The organism is Methylobacterium sp. J-077 (genome assembly GCF_022829365.1).
Taxonomy (GTDB): domain Bacteria; phylum Pseudomonadota; class Alphaproteobacteria; order Rhizobiales; family Beijerinckiaceae; genus Methylobacterium.
The window spans coordinates 62,025-77,711 of the sequence record NZ_JAKSYJ010000078.1; the positions used below are offsets into that span (position 1 = coordinate 62,025).

16 protein-coding genes are annotated in these 15,687 nt (G+C 69.7%); 9 read left to right on the forward strand and 7 right to left on the reverse strand.

The window, feature by feature from the left end:
* The first annotated feature begins 14 nt into the window (after nucleotides 1–14).
* Entirely contained in the window at nucleotides 15–1,061 is a 1,047-nt protein-coding gene (locus MKL11_RS05275; protein WP_409565813.1) for a hypothetical protein, read from the forward strand.
* Nucleotides 1,062–1,174: 113 nt separating this feature from the next.
* Here MKL11_RS05275 and MKL11_RS05280 read toward each other — a convergent pair whose 3' ends face one another.
* The gene (locus tag MKL11_RS05280; RefSeq protein ID WP_243940947.1) at nucleotides 1,175–1,390 is read right to left on the reverse strand and encodes a hypothetical protein; all 216 of its coding nucleotides are present in this window, start codon (nucleotides 1,388–1,390) and stop codon (nucleotides 1,175–1,177) included.
* A 269-nt stretch (nucleotides 1,391–1,659) separates the two neighbouring features.
* On the opposite strand from MKL11_RS05280, the gene MKL11_RS05285 reads away from it, so the two are divergent.
* Both MKL11_RS05285 and MKL11_RS05290 read left to right on the forward strand, forming a co-directional pair.
* On the forward strand, nucleotides 1,660–1,908 hold the full coding sequence (locus MKL11_RS05285) for a hypothetical protein (RefSeq protein ID WP_243940950.1): 249 nt from the start codon (nucleotides 1,660–1,662) through the stop codon (nucleotides 1,906–1,908).
* Between the two features lie 320 nt (nucleotides 1,909–2,228).
* On the forward strand, nucleotides 2,229–2,864 hold the full coding sequence (locus MKL11_RS05290) for a hypothetical protein (protein WP_243940951.1): 636 nt from the start codon (nucleotides 2,229–2,231) through the stop codon (nucleotides 2,862–2,864).
* Nucleotides 2,865–2,881: 17 nt separating this feature from the next.
* On the opposite strand, the gene MKL11_RS05295 is transcribed toward MKL11_RS05290, so the two are convergent.
* Nucleotides 2,882–3,460: a polysaccharide biosynthesis/export family protein gene (locus tag MKL11_RS05295; RefSeq protein WP_243941127.1), complete on the reverse strand. Its 579-nt coding sequence runs from the start codon at nucleotides 3,458–3,460 to the stop codon at nucleotides 2,882–2,884.
* 188 nt (nucleotides 3,461–3,648) lie between these two features.
* Between MKL11_RS05295 and MKL11_RS05300 the strand changes: the two genes are divergently transcribed.
* Complete coding sequence (locus MKL11_RS05300; RefSeq protein WP_243940953.1) at nucleotides 3,649–5,880, forward strand: GumC family protein; 2,232 nt, start codon at nucleotides 3,649–3,651, stop codon at nucleotides 5,878–5,880.
* A 548-nt stretch (nucleotides 5,881–6,428) separates the two neighbouring features.
* Here MKL11_RS05300 and MKL11_RS05305 read toward each other — a convergent pair.
* On the reverse strand, nucleotides 6,429–7,616 hold the full coding sequence (locus MKL11_RS05305) for a GNAT family N-acetyltransferase (protein ID WP_243940956.1): 1,188 nt from the start codon (nucleotides 7,614–7,616) through the stop codon (nucleotides 6,429–6,431).
* A gap of 236 nt (nucleotides 7,617–7,852) precedes the next feature.
* Here MKL11_RS05305 and MKL11_RS05310 point away from each other — a divergent pair, with 236 nt between their 5' ends.
* The gene (locus MKL11_RS05310) at nucleotides 7,853–8,914 is read left to right on the forward strand and encodes a polysaccharide deacetylase family protein (protein WP_243940958.1); all 1,062 of its coding nucleotides are present in this window, start codon (nucleotides 7,853–7,855) and stop codon (nucleotides 8,912–8,914) included.
* A 61-nt stretch (nucleotides 8,915–8,975) separates the two neighbouring features.
* Here the strand turns inward: MKL11_RS05310 and MKL11_RS05315 are convergent, their stop codons facing one another.
* The 3 genes from MKL11_RS05315 to MKL11_RS05325 all read right to left on the reverse strand — a co-directional run bounded on the left by MKL11_RS05315 (nucleotide 8,976) and on the right by MKL11_RS05325 (nucleotide 10,127).
* Nucleotides 8,976–9,191, reverse strand: coding sequence for a hypothetical protein (locus tag MKL11_RS05315; RefSeq protein ID WP_243940960.1), 216 nt, complete (start codon nucleotides 9,189–9,191; stop codon nucleotides 8,976–8,978).
* Between the two features lie 310 nt (nucleotides 9,192–9,501).
* Nucleotides 9,502–9,837: a hypothetical protein gene (locus tag MKL11_RS05320; protein WP_243941129.1), complete on the reverse strand. Its 336-nt coding sequence runs from the start codon at nucleotides 9,835–9,837 to the stop codon at nucleotides 9,502–9,504.
* 83 nt (nucleotides 9,838–9,920) lie between these two features.
* Entirely contained in the window at nucleotides 9,921–10,127 is a 207-nt protein-coding gene (locus MKL11_RS05325; protein ID WP_147857771.1) for a DUF2842 domain-containing protein, read from the reverse strand.
* Between the two features lie 175 nt (nucleotides 10,128–10,302).
* Between MKL11_RS05325 and MKL11_RS05330 the strand changes: the two genes are divergently transcribed.
* From MKL11_RS05330 to MKL11_RS05345, 4 genes are all read left to right on the forward strand, one after another.
* A complete protein-coding gene (locus MKL11_RS05330; protein ID WP_243940962.1) occupies nucleotides 10,303–11,400 on the forward strand; it encodes a COX15/CtaA family protein in 1,098 nt (365 codons plus the stop codon).
* A 149-nt stretch (nucleotides 11,401–11,549) separates the two neighbouring features.
* Complete coding sequence (gene trhA, locus MKL11_RS05335; RefSeq protein ID WP_243941131.1) at nucleotides 11,550–12,233, forward strand: PAQR family membrane homeostasis protein TrhA; 684 nt, start codon at nucleotides 11,550–11,552, stop codon at nucleotides 12,231–12,233.
* Nucleotides 12,234–12,362: 129 nt separating this feature from the next.
* Nucleotides 12,363–13,559 (forward strand): glycosyltransferase family 4 protein, encoded by a 1,197-nt coding sequence (locus MKL11_RS05340; protein WP_243940964.1) that lies wholly within the window; start codon nucleotides 12,363–12,365, stop codon nucleotides 13,557–13,559.
* Nucleotides 13,560–13,750: 191 nt separating this feature from the next.
* Nucleotides 13,751–15,274: an undecaprenyl-phosphate glucose phosphotransferase gene (locus MKL11_RS05345; RefSeq protein ID WP_243940966.1), complete on the forward strand. Its 1,524-nt coding sequence runs from the start codon at nucleotides 13,751–13,753 to the stop codon at nucleotides 15,272–15,274.
* 44 nt (nucleotides 15,275–15,318) lie between these two features.
* Here MKL11_RS05345 and MKL11_RS05350 read toward each other — a convergent pair whose 3' ends face one another.
* Nucleotides 15,319–15,672, reverse strand: coding sequence for a hypothetical protein (locus MKL11_RS05350; RefSeq protein ID WP_243940968.1), 354 nt, complete (start codon nucleotides 15,670–15,672; stop codon nucleotides 15,319–15,321).
* Nucleotides 15,673–15,687 lie beyond the last annotated feature (15 nt).

A 15,687-nucleotide genomic window follows, 5' to 3' on the forward strand; every position in this document is an offset into this window, starting at 1 on the left:
CGATGAGACGCCCGTTGCGCACGCAGCTTCCTGCCGCCCTCGCCCTCGCCCTGACGGCCGCCGCCCCGGTCTGCGCCCAGACGCCCGCCGCAAACACCGCGCAGGGGTCGGAGCGGATCAAGGAGGTGCCGTCCGTCACCGCCCTCGATCCGGCGACGCTGAAGCCCGGGCAGGTCCTGTTCACGGATCACCGCGACAACCCCACGGCGCCGGAGAATGGGCTGATCCCATACCTGGACTGGCTGCGGACGCGTCCGGCCGAGGCCGCGGTGCTGGCGCCGTTCCCCGGCTACAAGGAGCCGGACTACACGGTGACGGTGAACGGCGTGACCAAGCCGCGGCATGAGACCCTCAAGGTCTACGTGGCCGAGGGTCGGTTCGTGGTGCCGCGGCCGCCCGAGGCGATCGACCTCCAGGCCTTCGCCATTCTCGGCTTCGTCCAGAAGATGGACCCGGCGATCAAGCACAAGGCGATCACCGTCGGCGAGGTGACGCCGAACAAGGACCCGGCCGCCGCCTTCGCCAAGCGCCCGGATCGGCCGTGGTGCGAGGGGGCCGGCGCCTGCATCGAATCGCGCTACGACCTCGAAGGCAAGCTGCCGCTGGGCGTGAAGCTCGCCAACAAGCTCGAAGAGGGCTCGGCGAAGAAGATCGCCGAGTACGTCTCGTTCCAGAGCGAGCTGCGGGTCCTCGGCCCCGACCAGGGCGCACCGCTCAAGGCTCTGACCAAGATCGACACCACCGTCACCGGCGGCCTTGAGCAGACGATCTTCTGGGTCAACCAGATCCTGCGCTTCGGCAAGTTTTTGGCCGTGTTCCAGCCGATGCCGAACGATCCGACCAAGACCGTGGTCACCACCTACATGGCGCTGGCGATCAAGGCCGATGTCCTCGACCGCAAGGCCGAATATGCCCGGGTGCCGGTGCTGAAGAACCTGCTGCCGGCCCAGGTGCTGATGGGCAATTCGAGCTTCAACACCGGCAACTCGATCAGCGCCGGCCTGCCGGTCTACGCCCGCAACCGCATCACGGCCTTCGCCGACGCGATCGCGAAGCGCTGAGCGGCCAGAGCATCGTCCCGAAAGGTGGTAGCCGGCTTTCGGAAGATGACGATGCGTGAGCAAAACCCGAGCGCCGCGTCGTGGATCTGAGATCCGGGACGCGGCGCTGGGGATCAGAAGCCCCGGTTGCCGATCGAAGGCAGGGTCGGCTGCGTGTAGGCCCGGTTCACGTCGCGCCGGGTCTGGGTGCCGTTGGTGTCGTTCGAGGCCCGGTAATTGTCGAGCTTGAAGCTCTCGGCGAGGCCGCTGCGCCCATCCGGGCTGTCGGTGTTGCAGGCACAGAGCCCGCCGAGAGCCAGGAACGAGGCCGCGAGAAGGGTAAAGCGCATGATTGATCCTGGGCGCTGCCGAACCGCGCGAGGGATTGCTATCCGCCGCCGAATCGAAAGGTGAAAAGTCGGAGGCGGCATGGTCAGGGCGGCGGCAAGTCCGTCAAGACCGGCGGCGAGGCGTAAACCGATTCCGCCGCCTCCGATGCGCGGCGGCCACGGAAAATCTACCTTTCCACGCGTTAGCGGCGGATAGGGGACGGCAATTGCCGGAAGTACGGCCTCGCCCCCTGGCGAATCCGGGTCCTTTCGGGCCAGAACCGTCGGCGATGAGCAACGTCCTGCCCTTCCGGCCGCGCCCGACCGTCACCCGCCTCGCCCGCTGCGAGGTCGTGACCGTGGCCGGCGACCTCCTCGCCCTGCTGGAGCAGCTCGAGGACGTGAGTGCCCGCGCCGCAGCGATGGGCCGTCCGGCGCTCGAGGTCGAGCGCACGGTTCAGCATCTCCTCGACGCGGTCGGCGCCGTGGAGCGGGCCCTCGACTGCATCGGCGAGGGCGAGCAGGTCGCCCCGGCTTAGAGCGCTCGCCGCCGAAGCGGATACCGGTTCGGCGTAAGCGAGCGCGTTACATCAAAGACTTAGAGCCGTTCCCCATCGCAACGCGATCGGGAACGGCTTTAGGCCGGATCGGCCTGCGCACCGCGCCGCCGTCGGGTCCATTACGGTCCGGCGGAAGAACGATTTTGCACAATAGATCGCGCGTCGAACCGGTCGAAGACCGCATCCGTATTTAAGTTCGACGAAGTTCGCCGCTGGACCTTGAATATTCCGGAACCCTCCCGCGCAGCTTGCGGTTGAATGCCCGGCGCTCGAACGCGACGCCGGTTCCGGAGGACGTTATGAGGTTTCGTACGGGCAGCACGTTGGCCGTCATCACCGCCGCCGGGCTCCTCGCCGGAACAGTCTGCCGGGCGCAGGCGGCCGAGGTCGGCTTCCTCGAGATGCTGTTCGGCGCACGGCCGGCGCCCCAGCCGGTCCAGCAGGCCCAGCCCCCGGCGGCGCTCCAGGACCGCGCCGTCTACCGGCGGGCGACGCCGCGGCTCGGCAGCGCCCGCCACCGCCTCCAGACCCGGTACGCGGCGCTCCCGGTGCGGATCCGCGCCAAGGAGGCGGAAGTCAGCGACCGTCAGACGCCCATCGACATGAAGGGCGGCGCGGCGGCCGCCCTGATGAAGGACGAGACGCTGCTGCCCGGAGATATCGTCGTGTTGAACACCGGCGCGAAGGTGTTCACCGGCAATCCCGATACGCGCCACGCCATGCGGGATTTCGAGCCGGTGCACACCTCGCGCTTCGTCAGCAACGGGACCCGCAAGCAGCTGGCCGGTCTGTTCACGCCGGTCGGGGCGTCGCCCGCCAGCGAGGCGCGCCGGGTCGTGGCGCGCGGACCGCAATCCACGCCGCCGATGGCGACGCCGATCCCGCCCCAGCAGACCGCGATGCGGGTGATCAACGTCTGGAAGACCGCGCCGTAATCCACGGCCGCGTCCGCTTAGAAAAAACGTTCCTTGACCACGATCGTGTCGCCGGGCCGGACCGAATAGGTCATCGGCACGATGCCCGAGACCAGACCGCTTCCGGTATCGCGCGTGAGCACGGCGTAGTCCCGGGCCGCGCGCGGCCCGAAGCCCGCCGCGATCGCCACCGCGGTCTCCACCGTCATGCCGTTGACGAACGGGTACTGGCCTGAGGTCGTGACCTCGCCCAGGATGTAGAACGGCCGGTAGGTGTCGACCTCCACGGTCACGTGCGGCTCGCGCACGAAGCCCGAGGACAGTTTGGCCTCGATCGCCCGGGCCGCCTGCCCGGTCGTCTGACCGCCGACCTGGACGGTGCCGATCAGCGGCATCGCGATCTTGCCGGCGCCGTCGACCGCATAAATGTTCGACAGGTTGTCCTGGCCGAACACGATCACCCGCAGCTTGTCGCCCGCCGAGAGCGGGTAGCGCGCGCCGATCGAGCCGGTGCCGGTGGCATCGAGCTGGTCGGTGCGGAAGGTCGGACGCAGGCAGCCGCCGAGCGCCAGAGTCGAGCCAAGAGCGAGAAGCAGAGCGCGCCGGTTCATCACCATCGCCGTCATGGGTGCCAATTCAGCTCGGTCTAGGCCGTTAAGGTTAATGAACCTTGATCACGCGCCGGCCCTATCCCGAACAGATCGGCGCGCGGCCGGCCTTAACTCTCAAGCAACCTTAACGACCTCTAATAGCGGCCGGACGGCATTGCTTGTCGTCCCGTCGTCCTTGGTGCTCAGAGCGTCTCATGTCCCGTATCAGCCTGCGCTCGCCCCTTGCCGCGCCCGCACAGCAGTCCAGCGCCCGGGACGGCGTCGGCCTCGCGCAGGTGCCGCAGATCCTGCGCCGGTCGATCGGCTGGATCGTCGGGCCGACGCTGGTGGTGGCGCTGGGTGCGAGCGTCTTCGTGAACGTGGTGAGTCCGCGCTACACCGGCGAGGCGAAGCTGATCTTGGAGAGCCGGGACCCGGCCTTCGCCCGGACCGCCCAGGAGCGCACCGACCAACTCGCGCCGATCGACGAGCAGGCGGTGGCGAGCCAGGTCCAGGTCGTCATGTCGCGCGACTTGGCCCGCGAGGCGATCCGCCGGCTCAAGCTGGTCGGCAATCCCGAGTTCGATCCCGGTTCAAGCGGCATCGGCCCGGTCCAGCGCGTGCTGATGATGCTCGGCATCGGCGCCAACCCCCTCGACCGCCCGGCCGAGGACCGCGTGCTCGATGCCTATTTCGACCACCTGCTGGTCTATCCGGCGGGCAAGTCGCGCATCCTGGCGATCGAGTTCCGCGCCAAGGACGCCAAGCTGGCGGCCGACGGCGCCAACACCATCGCGCAGCTCTACATTTCCTCGCTGGAGGCCGACAAGGTCGATACCGCGCGCTACGCGTCTTCCTGGCTGGGCGGCAACATCGACGGGTTGCGCAAGCGCGTCGCGGAGGCGGAGGCGAAGGTCGAGGCGTTCCGCGCCAAGAACGGCCTGGTCGGCAGCGGCGGCGCCACCGGCCAGCCCCTGACGACGCAGCAGCTCGGCGAGCTGTCGAGTCAGCTCTCCCAGGCCCGGATCCTGAAGGCCGACCTCGCCGGCCGGGTGAAGGCGATCAAGGACCTGATCAAGGACGGCCGCGCCTTCGAGATCACCGAGGTCGCCAACAACGAGGTGATCCGGCGCATCGTCGACAACCGGATCGCCGTCCGGGCGCAGCTGGCGCTGGAATCGCGCACGCTGCTGCCGGCCCATCCCCGGATCAAGGAGCTGCACGCCCAGCTCGAGGATCTCGACGCCCAGATCAAGACCTCGGCCGAGCGCGTCGTGCGCACGCTTGAAAACGACGCCAAGATCGCCGGCTCCCGGGTCGAGAGCCTGCAGGCCGCCGTCGACGGCCAGCAGGACGTGGTCGTGAAGGGCAATGCCAGCGAGATCCAGCTCCGCGCGCTGGAGCGCGAGGCCAAGGCACAGCGCGAGCAGCTCGAATCCTACCTGTCCCGCTACCGCGAGGCGGCCGCCCGCGATGGCGAGAGCGCCACGCCCGCCGATGCCCGCATCGTCTCGCGCGCCGTGACCCCGGAACTGCCCTCCTTCCCCAAGAAGCTGCCGATCATCGGTTTCACGACGCTCGTGACGCTGATGCTGGCAGTCGGTGCCGTGCTCGCCAGCGCCCTCCTGGCCGAGGGAAGCCGCAACGCGCGGGATTCGGATTCCACGTTCGATCCGGCGGACCGGCGCGCGCGGCGCGAACCGGAGCTGGACCGTCCGGGTTTCGCCTTTCCGGAGGCGATGCCGCCGGCGCACTGGTCCGATTCTGCGGACGATGCCGAGCGTGCGGCCGCCATGGCTCCGGCGGCGGCGCCGGCCGCCCCGCGGGCGCCCGCGGAGGCCTACGACCTCGCGCCTCTGATCGCTCGCATCTCGGCGGTGGCCCGCGAACCCGGCGATCGCTCCGGTCGCCGGATCCTGGTCATGGAAACGGAGGTCTCCCGCGGCGACCGAGCCCTGCACGATGCGCTGGTGCATGCGCTGGGCCGCAGGACGAGCCTCGTCACCGTCGGTCTGAACGGCGCCAGCACCGAACTCGGCTTCACCGATCTCGTGGCGGGGGATGCCGCCTTCCTCGACGTGATCCAGCCCGCGCGCGACAGCGGCCTGCACCGGATCGCCGCCGGGCGCGCCGAGGCCGAGGTGCTGTTCGACGCGCCGGACGCCCTCAGCCTGACCTTCGAGGCCATGGCGGAGGCCTATGACTGGGTCGTCTGCCGGGTCCAGGCGGCGCCGGGCGCCGTCGACCTGCTCGAATTGGTGGCCGGCTACATGGACAGCGTCGTCATCGCGTCGAACGCCTCCGCCGAGAATCCGGCCCTGGCCGATCTCTACGCGATCGCGGAGGATGCCGGCGCCGGCCAGATCCTCGTGGCGCAGGACCGTTCGGCCGAGCTCGGATCCGTCGCCGACCGCCCGGCACCGGAACTTCGGCTCAACGCCGCCTGAAACGAGAGCATCGCCCGTAAGCCGGCCGTCAAATTTCGGGATGTGCTTTGGGGCAAGGCGCTGGCCCCCTCTCTCGTGCGGGCTAGAGCCGTTCCCGATCGCGTTGCGACGGGGAACGGCTCTAAGTCTTTGATGTAACGCGCTCGCTTACGCCGAACCGGTATCCACTTCGGCGGCGAGCGCTCTAGGGGATTCATACTTCTCAGGTTGACACTCACATCTTGAAAAGCAGGCGCTTTCCCCTCCCCGCAAGGCGGAAGAGGGCGCATTGCGCCTCGCAGCAGGAGCTGTGTGAACCACGTGGCCCGCACCGGAGAGGGGGCGCGTCGCGCTTCGTCATCGGCTTCGGCGCTCAATTTCGGGGAACGTGCCCCCCCCCTGCCTTCGTCAGCCAGGATGGACCTTCCGAGGGGCGCTGGGTCGTCCGCCGCGAGCCACGTCGCGGACGACGCACAACCTTTCAGGACGAGGGGATCGTTTGGGGGGCACCGATCGGGATCAGGCGAGCCCCAGTCGTGGCCCGTGGCGCACCGGGATCGAAACCGGCGTCACGACCGCCACGTGTGCTTCCGCAGGCGCGCCACGACGGCGTAGAGGCGCGGATCGCGTTTGATCCGCCGCTTCGCCCGGGTCAGGCCCAGCTTGGCCAGCCCGTAGGCGCGGCCGCGCAGGCTCACCGGTACGATCGTCTCGACCAGCCCGATCGTCTCGTCGCAGATGCTCGCCTTGTAGCGCGCCTCGCCGACCCCGAGATCGAAGCCTTGCCGGCCCCGCGCCGTCTGGTCGCCGACCAGGTGCTGCAGCAGCAGGTCGCCGGGGCTGAACCGGGCGATGTCCGGATCGGGATCGAACGCCGTCATCATGCCGCTGAAGCGGTGATCGCTGACAGCGCCGCCGAAGGTCGCCAGCACGCGCCCGCTCTCGGCGAGGCACAGGGCATGGATTTCCACCGCCGGTTCGGCGCCGGACGCGGCCGCCGACAGGAACCGGCGGATCGGCTCGGCGGCGTAGGGATCGGCGATGCCCATCCCGGCGAACCGGACCGCCTTGTGGGCATAGAACGCCGCGAGATACCGGGCCGCCTCCTCCGGGGTCTCGGCCCGACGATAGGCCAGGGCGCCCTGGGCCCCGATCAGGCGCTTCTCCTTCGAGCGCAGCTTCTTGCGGGCATCGGCGCTGAACACCCGGCGGATTGTCGATTCGGGATCGGGCCCGAGCATCAGCCCATAGGCGTCGCTGGCCTCGGGCTCGCCGCCCTCCGCGAACGGGTTGGCCGCGCCCTCCCACATCCGGGGCTGATGCTGCAGCGCGAAGACGTCGATGCCGGCCGGCCGGCCGGCGCGGATCAGGGCGGCGGTGACCTCGCCCGGCGCGATCGCGGCCGCGTCGCGGGTGGCGAAGAGCGGCATGTGATAGTTCGCGTGCGTCTCGCCGACGATCCGCGCCACGGTCATCCCGAAGGTCCGCTCGAGCACCAGCGGCAGCAGGATCCGGGCTCGGCCCTCGGCATCCCGCAGGACGAGGATGCGGGCCTCGGCCGCGGTACCGGTCGCGCGCAGATAGGCGCGGACCCAATCGAACCGCTGATACGGCGTGTGCAGGCTCGCCGGATCGGATTCGAGCCGTCGCCACAGGGCCTCCACCGCGGCGAGATCGGAAAACACCTCCGCGGTCAGGGTTCCGGACGCACGCGCACCGATCATGTCCGTTCCCGCCACCTGGACGCCGGTCGCCATACCCGATCTCCCCGCTGAACCGCGCAAGGTCCAAACCCATGGCCGATCCTGAACGTCATGCGCTGAATGGCCGGTGACTTCGACGGCACGGAATCGCGGCGTGACCCGGCAAATCGCGACCTTGGCTAATACAACCTTCCGGCTGAACTGCAGACCGGGCGCGAATTCGGCGTTTCTTTACCTCGGCGGGTGATGGCTGTTCCGCCCGGGCCGTGCGGCCCGAACGGGTCCGTGCCATGATCTCGTCGCGTGCCAAGCATCGGGTGTTCGCGTCCGGCTTCCGCGCGATCCAGGCGCTGGGGGCGGATCGCTGGCTGGCCCCCGCCTCCCGCGGCCTCGGGGTGATCCTGACCTTCCACCATGTCAGCCCGGATCCCGTCCCGGCCTTCGCGCCCAACCGGCTGCTGAGCATCACGCCCGACTTCCTCGACCAGACCCTGCGCGAACTCGACGCCCGCGGCTTCGACATCATCGGCCTCGACGCGGTCCCGGAACGGCTCGCCGCGCGGGATTACGGGCCGCCCTTCGCGGTCCTGACCTTCGATGACGGCTATCGCGACAACGTCGCGCATGCGCGCCCGGTGCTGGAACGCCACGGCGTCCCCTGGACCCTGTTCGTCACCAGCGGCTTCGCCGACCAGGGCGGCCGCCTGTGGTGGATCGAGCTGGAGCGGGCGATCGCGCAGCTCGACCGGGTGCGGATCGCCATCGGCGCGCATGGCCTCGATCTCCCGGCCCGCAGCCCCCAGGAGAAGGCGCTTGCCTTCGAGGCCATCTATCGCGACCTGCGGCTTCGCGACGAGGCGGAGCTGCTGGACCGGATCGCCGACCTCTGCCGACAGGCCGGCTTCGCGCCGGGCGCCGTCGCGGCCGAGCTGTGCCTGTCCTGGGCCGAGCTGCGGGCCCTCGCCCGGGACCCGGCGGTGACCATCGGGGCGCACACGGTCAGCCACCCGATGCTCGCCAAGCACGATGCGGCGACCGCGGCGCGCGAGATCGCCGAGGGCCGCGCCCGGATCGTGGCCGAGCTCGGCCGGCCCGTGCAGCATCTCTCCTACCCGGTGGGCGACCCGACCTCGGCCGGCCCCCGGGAATTCGCCCTGGCCCAGGAGCACGGGTTCGCCACCGCCGTGACCACCCGGCCCGGGCACCTCTTCGCGGAGCATGCCGGCCACCTGCATGCCCTGCCGCGCGTTTCGATCAACGGCTGCCATCAATCGCGCGCGGCGCTGGCGGGGCTGCTGTCCGGGGTGCCGTTCCTGGCCTGGAACCGGGGCCGGCGGCTCAACGTCGCCTGACGGTTCTTGCCGGACGCCGAGCATGTCCGGCACTCGAAACAGGCCTGACCCAAGACCGCGCTCACGACGCATCGGGCGGGAGCGTGTCGACGGGATCGTGCGCGGATGCGCCCAGCGGCCTGAAACGCCGCACGTGACGGGTCAAGATCGTCCAGCCATGACGCCAAGCCGTCGCGACGATCGCAAGGTCGGCCGAGCCGGGCGCATGCCCCTGTCCGCGAGCCAGATCGGCCGGCCGACCGATGTGCCCTGCGATAGCGGGATCGATCGGCAGCACCTTGGCGCCATACAGATGCAGCAGGGTCTTTAGCCACTCCGAGAGAAGCCCCCTCCCGATGGCTCTTGGCGATGCCGTCCACGCTCTCGGCCATGGTGACCACCGAAGGGTGAAGGCCGGCGCTGTTGCGATCCATCCAGGCGATCAGGTCGGCGGCGGGAACGGCCTTGGTCGATGATTGCCGACACGGTCGCCTTGGAATCCCGAAGCCGGATCTCCTGCCTCGCGCACCCCGTAACCAACGTCGTCACGAGAGGGCTCAGGAGCGGCGTCTGCCTTGAAGGTTGCCGTCGCCCAGGACCCGCGAGCGTCAGCGTCGGCGACGATGCCGGTAGCCGGTCGTGAAGGAGGCGTATTGCCGGCCGCCGCGTCGCGACCGGTAGCGGCCCCTTCGGCTGGGCGTGGTCTCGACGGCCTCATCGGCCTGGGGCAGCGCCTCGGCCAAGGCCGGCGCGGCGGCCGCGTCGGCCGAGGCGTAGCCGCCGGCCACGTTCTTGGCGGCCGGTCCGAACATCGCCAGGCACTGGTTGTAGGCTAGATCGTTCTTCAGCCGCTCGCACTCGGCGATCGAGCGCGGCGTGCCCTGCGCGACGGCGGGCAGCGGCGCGAGCAGCACGGCGAGTGCGGCCAGATGCTTGAGGCGCATGGGCAAGCGATACACGGACGGGGGTCTCGACAGCGGATCGGACGCTTTTGGCGGCCGAGTGCGGCGAAATCGAGGGGTCGCCGCTATCGATCGGGCCGTTCCATCCAGCGGATCAGCGGCATCAGCGGGAAGATCCAGGCGATCCCGAGGATCGAGTAGAGCACGGCCTGGATCGCGGCCGGGGTCTCGGCGATGCGGCTGTCGGCCAGCGCCATCGCCAGCGGCCCGTAGAGGCAGACGAAGGCCAGCATCGCGACCGTGCCGATCAACGTGCGGGTGCGGCGGCGCATCACGATTCCCACAGCCTCGTCTCTCCCTGTGCCGAGACGGCTATCGCTCGCGGGTCCGGTTGGCAACGCGCGCTCTGCCGCGGGCTGCGGCAGCGCCGACGTTGCCCGCGTCCCGCGCTTCCCCTAACGCGTCGCGAGGGCCGGGACATCCCGGCATCCGCATGAGGGATGCACGATGAAAGTCTCGGGCGACCATCGATCGGGCGCCGTGCGGGCCTGGCTCTACCTTGTGGCCGCCCTCGTGGTCGCCATGGTGGCGGTCGGCGGCGCGACGCGCCTGACCGGGTCCGGCCTGTCGATCACGGAGTGGCGTCCCGTGACCGGGATCGTGCCGCCGCTGTCGGAGGCGGACTGGACCGCGGAATTCGCCAAGTACAAGGACACGCCGCAATACAACATCCTCAACCAGGGGATGGGGCTGCCGTCGTTCAAGGTGCTCTATGGCTGGGAATGGGGCCATCGCCTGCTCGGCCGGCTGATCGGCCTGGCGTTCTTCCTGCCACTGATTGCGTTCTGGTGGCGCGGGATGATCAGCCGGCGCCTCGGGCTCGGTCTGCTCGGCCTCGGCATCCTCGGCGGGTTCCAGGGCGCGATCGGCTGGATCATGGTCGCGTCCGGGCTGCAGCCGGGCATGACCGCGGTGGCGCCCCTGAAGCTCGCCCTGCACCTGACCATGGCGAGCCTGATCCTGGCCGGCCTGGTCTGGCTCGCGGCCGGCGAGCGCAACGGCGCCCCCGAGCCCGCGCCGGGCCGCATCCGTTCCGTCGCGGCGCTGCTGCCGGCGCTGGTCCTGGTGCAGATTTTCCTCGGCGGCCTGGTCGCCGGATCGCATGCCGGGCTCGTGTTCAACACCTGGCCCAGCATGGACGGCGCTCTCGTCCCGCCGATCGACAGCTTGTTCGCGATCCGGCCCTGGATCGAGAATTTCGTCGACAACCACGCTCTGGTCCAGTTCGACCACCGGGTGTCCGGCTACCTGATCGTCGTGGTCGCGCTCCTGCACGCGATCGATGCCCGGCTCACCGGTCTGGCCGGCGCGGCCGGGCGCGCCGCCGGCGTCGCGGCTTTGGCACTGGCGCAGATGGCGCTCGGAATCGCGACGCTGCTGCTGGCGGTGCCCCTCTGGGCGGCACTCGGTCATCAGGTCCTGGCGATGGCGGTCCTGACCATGGCAGTGGTGCATGCCCGGCTGAGCCGCGGCGCCCGCCTGGTCCGGCCATCGGCCAGGGAATCGGCCCTCGGTTTCGAGGGGCTGGCGGGGCGCGGCGCCTGAGATCCGCGGTGCGGCGGCGCAGCCACGCCGAACAAGACTTTTACCATGGAGCAATAGAACCTTGGGATAATCTCCGTGTCAGCACTTTGCATAGGGAACGACTGAGCGCTCTTAAGCTTTAGGCTGCAGGCGTAGCAGGAGGCTTCATGATGTCTCTCGCGGAGGATGGTCGCCCGCTGACTCTGACGTGGCACTACACGCCGCGCGAGATCGTGGCGGACGGTGTGATCCACGGCCTCGGGGTCGTCCTCGGCCTCGCCGGCGCGGTGGCGCTGGTGGCCACGGCGCTCACGGCGCATCTCGGGTTCGGCGAGCGGGCCGCGGTGGTCCTCTACGCCACCGCCCTGGTGCTGATGCTCGGCGTCTCCGCAGTCTACAACCTGTATCCGGTCAGCCCGCGGAAATGGCTCCTGCGCCGGGCCGATCACGCCCTGATCTACCTGATGATCGCCGGCACCTACACGCCGCTGGTGGCGCTGGTGGGGTCCGGCACCCGCGCCTATCTGCTGCTGGCGGTGATCTGGCTGGTCGCCCTGGTCGGGATCGCGGTCAAGCTCTTCCTGCCCGGCCGGTACGATCGCCTGTCCATCGCCCTCTACCTGCTGCTCGGGTGGAGCGGGCTGCTCGCCTACGAGTCGGTCATCGCGGCCCTGCAGCCCACCGCCCTGTGGCTGCTGGCGATCGGCGGGCTGCTCTACTCGGTGGGCGTGCTGTTCCACGTCTGGCGGACCCTGCCGTTTCAGAACGCGATCTGGCACGGCTTCGTGCTCGCCGCGACGGCCTGCCATTACGGAACGATCTGGGCCAGCCTGAACGGCCTGCAGCTGACGTAAATCGATCCACAGCAGTAAAACTCCGCTTACCTTCTCGCTGAAAAGGCCGATCGAGCGGATGGCCGTTTAAGTTTACTGCGACGATCAAGGCTCCACATTATCGGGACTGTTATTCCCGGGAGCGACACCGTGGCTGCGAAGCCGAACGACACCCGAATCCCTCAGCGTCACCGTATCCTGCACGTGTTCCGCGCGCCTGTCGGCGGGCTGTTCCGGCACGTGATGGACCTCGCCCGCCTTCAGGCCGCGGCGGGCCACGCCGTCGGCATCGTCTGCGACGCGACGACCGGCGGCGAGCGCGGCGCGCGCGCCCTCGCCGAACTGATGCCGTCCCTCGAACTCGGGCTTCTCCGGGTTCCGATGCGGCGCAACCCTCACCTCTCGGATTGGACCTGCCTGCGCGCCGTCGCGCGCCGGGCCGGCGCCGTCGGTGCCACCGTGCTCCACGGCCACGGCGCCAAGGGCGGTGTCTACGCGCGGCTCGCGCCCGCTTCGGCGATCCGGGCCTACACGCCGCATGGCGGCAGCTACAATTACCGGCCGGGCAGCGCGCTCCACCGGACCTACATGGCGGCCGAAGCCGTGCTCGCCCGCCGGACGGATGCGTTCCTGTTCGAGAGCGAGTACGTCGCTGGCCGGCACCGGGCCTTCGTCGGCGGGCCGGTGCAGGTGACCCGCATCGTCCACAACGGCATCGCCGACGCCGAGTTCGCCCCCGTCCCCCTGGCCCCGGACGCCGCCGACCTGCTCTATGTCGGCGAGCTGCGCGAGGCAAAGGGTCTGCCCTACCTGCTCGAAGCCCTGGTCCGGCTGCGCGCCGAGGGCCGGGCACTGCGCCTGCTGATGGTCGGCTCCGGGCCGGACGCCGAGAGCCTGCAAACCATGGTCCAGCGGCTCGGCCTCTCGGACGTGGCCGCCTTCGAGCCGCCGCAGGCGATCCGGTCGGTGCTGGCCCGCGGCCGCATCCTGGTGGTGCCGTCGCTGGCGGAATCCCTGCCCTACGTCGTCCTCGAAGCTGCGGCCGCGTGCCAGCCCTTGGTCGCCACGCGGGTCGGCGGCATCCCGGAAATCTTCGGGCCCTTGGCCGATGATCTCGTCCCGTCCCGCGATTCCGAGGCGCTCGCCGGCGCGATCCGCCAGGTTCTCGACGAAGCTCCGGACATGCTGGCGGCGCGCGTCCGGGCGCTCAGCGAATCCATTCATGAGCGGTTCTCGCTGGAGCGGATGGGAGCCGATGTCGTGTCGGGCTATGCCGCGGCGTTCCAAGCCCGGGAGGAGCGCCTCACCGTCGGATCGCGCAAGCTTGCCCAGGCGCGCACGGCCTGAACGCGGCGGCACGCGCCTGTGAGCTCAATTCCGAGCCCGCTTTCAGGGACGTACACGCCGATCGGCTCGGGTTTAAGGTTTTCTATTATGCCCCGTGCAAGGGTCCGCGCTCAGAACCTCATCTGTTTCCAGGTCTCGGAAACAGATGAGGCAGCGTGAGACCCGGCAACGTGCCCGGGAGGAGCCGATCGATGAGCGCGTTCGATATCCGCGATCTTCTTGACGCCACCGGACCTCTCGGCGGGCAGGCTGCCGTCGCCCGTGGCGGCAGCGCGGTCCCGTCCGCGGAGACGCTCGCGCCCGGGCCTGCGGCGATCTCGCCGGTCGTCGTGGCCGGGCTGGTGCGGGCCCTGGAAGCCGCCCTGATCTTTAGTCTCGGCGCCCTCCTGCATCTGCTGATGCTGCGCGGCCGGGTCCCGTTCGGGCTGACCTATGCCGGGGTGATCGGGCTGGTTGCGATCCTCACCGTGGCGCTGATCCAGGCGGCGGGCGGCTACCGGATTGCCGCGTTCCGGACCTTCGCCAAGGCGGCGGTCCGGCTGATCGCGGCCTGGTCGATGACCTTCCTGATGGTCGCCGCCATCCTGGTGCTTGCCAAGATCGCCGACCATTACTCGCGGCTGTGGCTCGGCGCGTTCTACGGCACCGGCCTCGCCGCGTTGCTGACTGGACGCTTCGCCCTGTCCCGCATCATCGACAGGCAGACCCGCGCCGGCCGCTTCGATCGCCGCACGGCCATCGTCGGCGGCGGCAAGCCGGCCGAGGACCTGATCGCCGCGCTGGAGACCCAGAGCGAGAGCGGCATCCGCATCGTCGGCGTCTTCGACGACCGCAACGCCGATCGGTCCTCCGACGTGGTGGCCGGGTATCCGAAGCTCGGCAACGTCGACGATCTGGTCGCCTATGCCCGGCACGCCCGGCTCGACCTGATCGTGTTCACGATCCCGATCACCGCCGAGGCCCGGATCCTCCAGATGCTCGCCAAGCTCTGGGTGCTGCCGATCGACATCCGCCTCTCGGCCCACGCCGCCAAGCTGCGGCTGCGCCCGCGCAGCTACTCGTATCTCGGCTCGGTGCCGGTACTCGACGTGTTCGACCGGCCGATCGCCGACTGGGACGTGGTGGTGAAGGCCGTGTTCGACCGCTGCGTCGGCCTGATGATGCTGCTGGCGCTGTCGCCGCTCATGATCGCGGTGGCGCTCGCCGTGCGGCTGACCTCGCGCGGGCCGGTGCTGTTCCGGCAGAAGCGCCACGGCTTCAACAACGAGCTGATCGAGGTGTTCAAGTTCCGCTCGATGTATGTCGATCAGTGCGATGCCGGCGCCGCCAGGATGGTCACGCGCGGCGACCCCCGGGTCACCCCGGTCGGGCGCTTCATCCGCAAGACCTCGCTGGACGAGCTGCCGCAGCTGTTCAACGTCCTGAAGGGCGACCTTTCGCTGGTCGGGCCGCGTCCGCACGCGCTCCAGGCCAAGGCCGCCAACACCCTGTACGACCAAGTGGTCGACGGCTATTTCGCCCGCCACAAGGTCAAGCCCGGCATCACCGGCTGGGCTCAGGTCAATGGCTGGCGCGGCGAGACCGACACCTCCGAGAAGCTGCAGCGGCGCGTCGAGCACGATCTGTTTTACATCGAGAACTGGTCGGTGCTGCTCGACCTGCAGATCCTGCTGACCACGCCGTTCGCGCTGTTCAAGACCGAGAACGCGTATTGAGCGGATCGGTCGGCGTCCCTCCGGGACACCGACCTCGTCAGGCCCTACGGCAGGGCGCCGGCCTTCTCCTTGGCCTGCAGGATCGTGTTGCGGCAAGCCTCGGCATTGCCGGCCTTGTCCTCGGCGGCGGCCTTCGCAACCAGCTTCTTCGCCTCGTCGACGCCGGACGCGGTGGGCTTCACGGCGGCGTCGCCCTTGGTCAGGGCCGGCGGGGTCGCGAGCGCCTTGTCGGAATGCGACGAGGTCGTGCCGCCGGGCGGCGTCGTGCCGGTCACCGAGGCGGCGCCCGCGCTGTCCAGGCGCTTCTGCAGCGTGGACACCTCGTCGGCGCACGGGGTCGCCCAGGCCGGGGTAGCGGCGGCGAGAGCCAGGGCTGCGAGGGCGAATCTCATCATCATCGAGGCGTTTCTCCA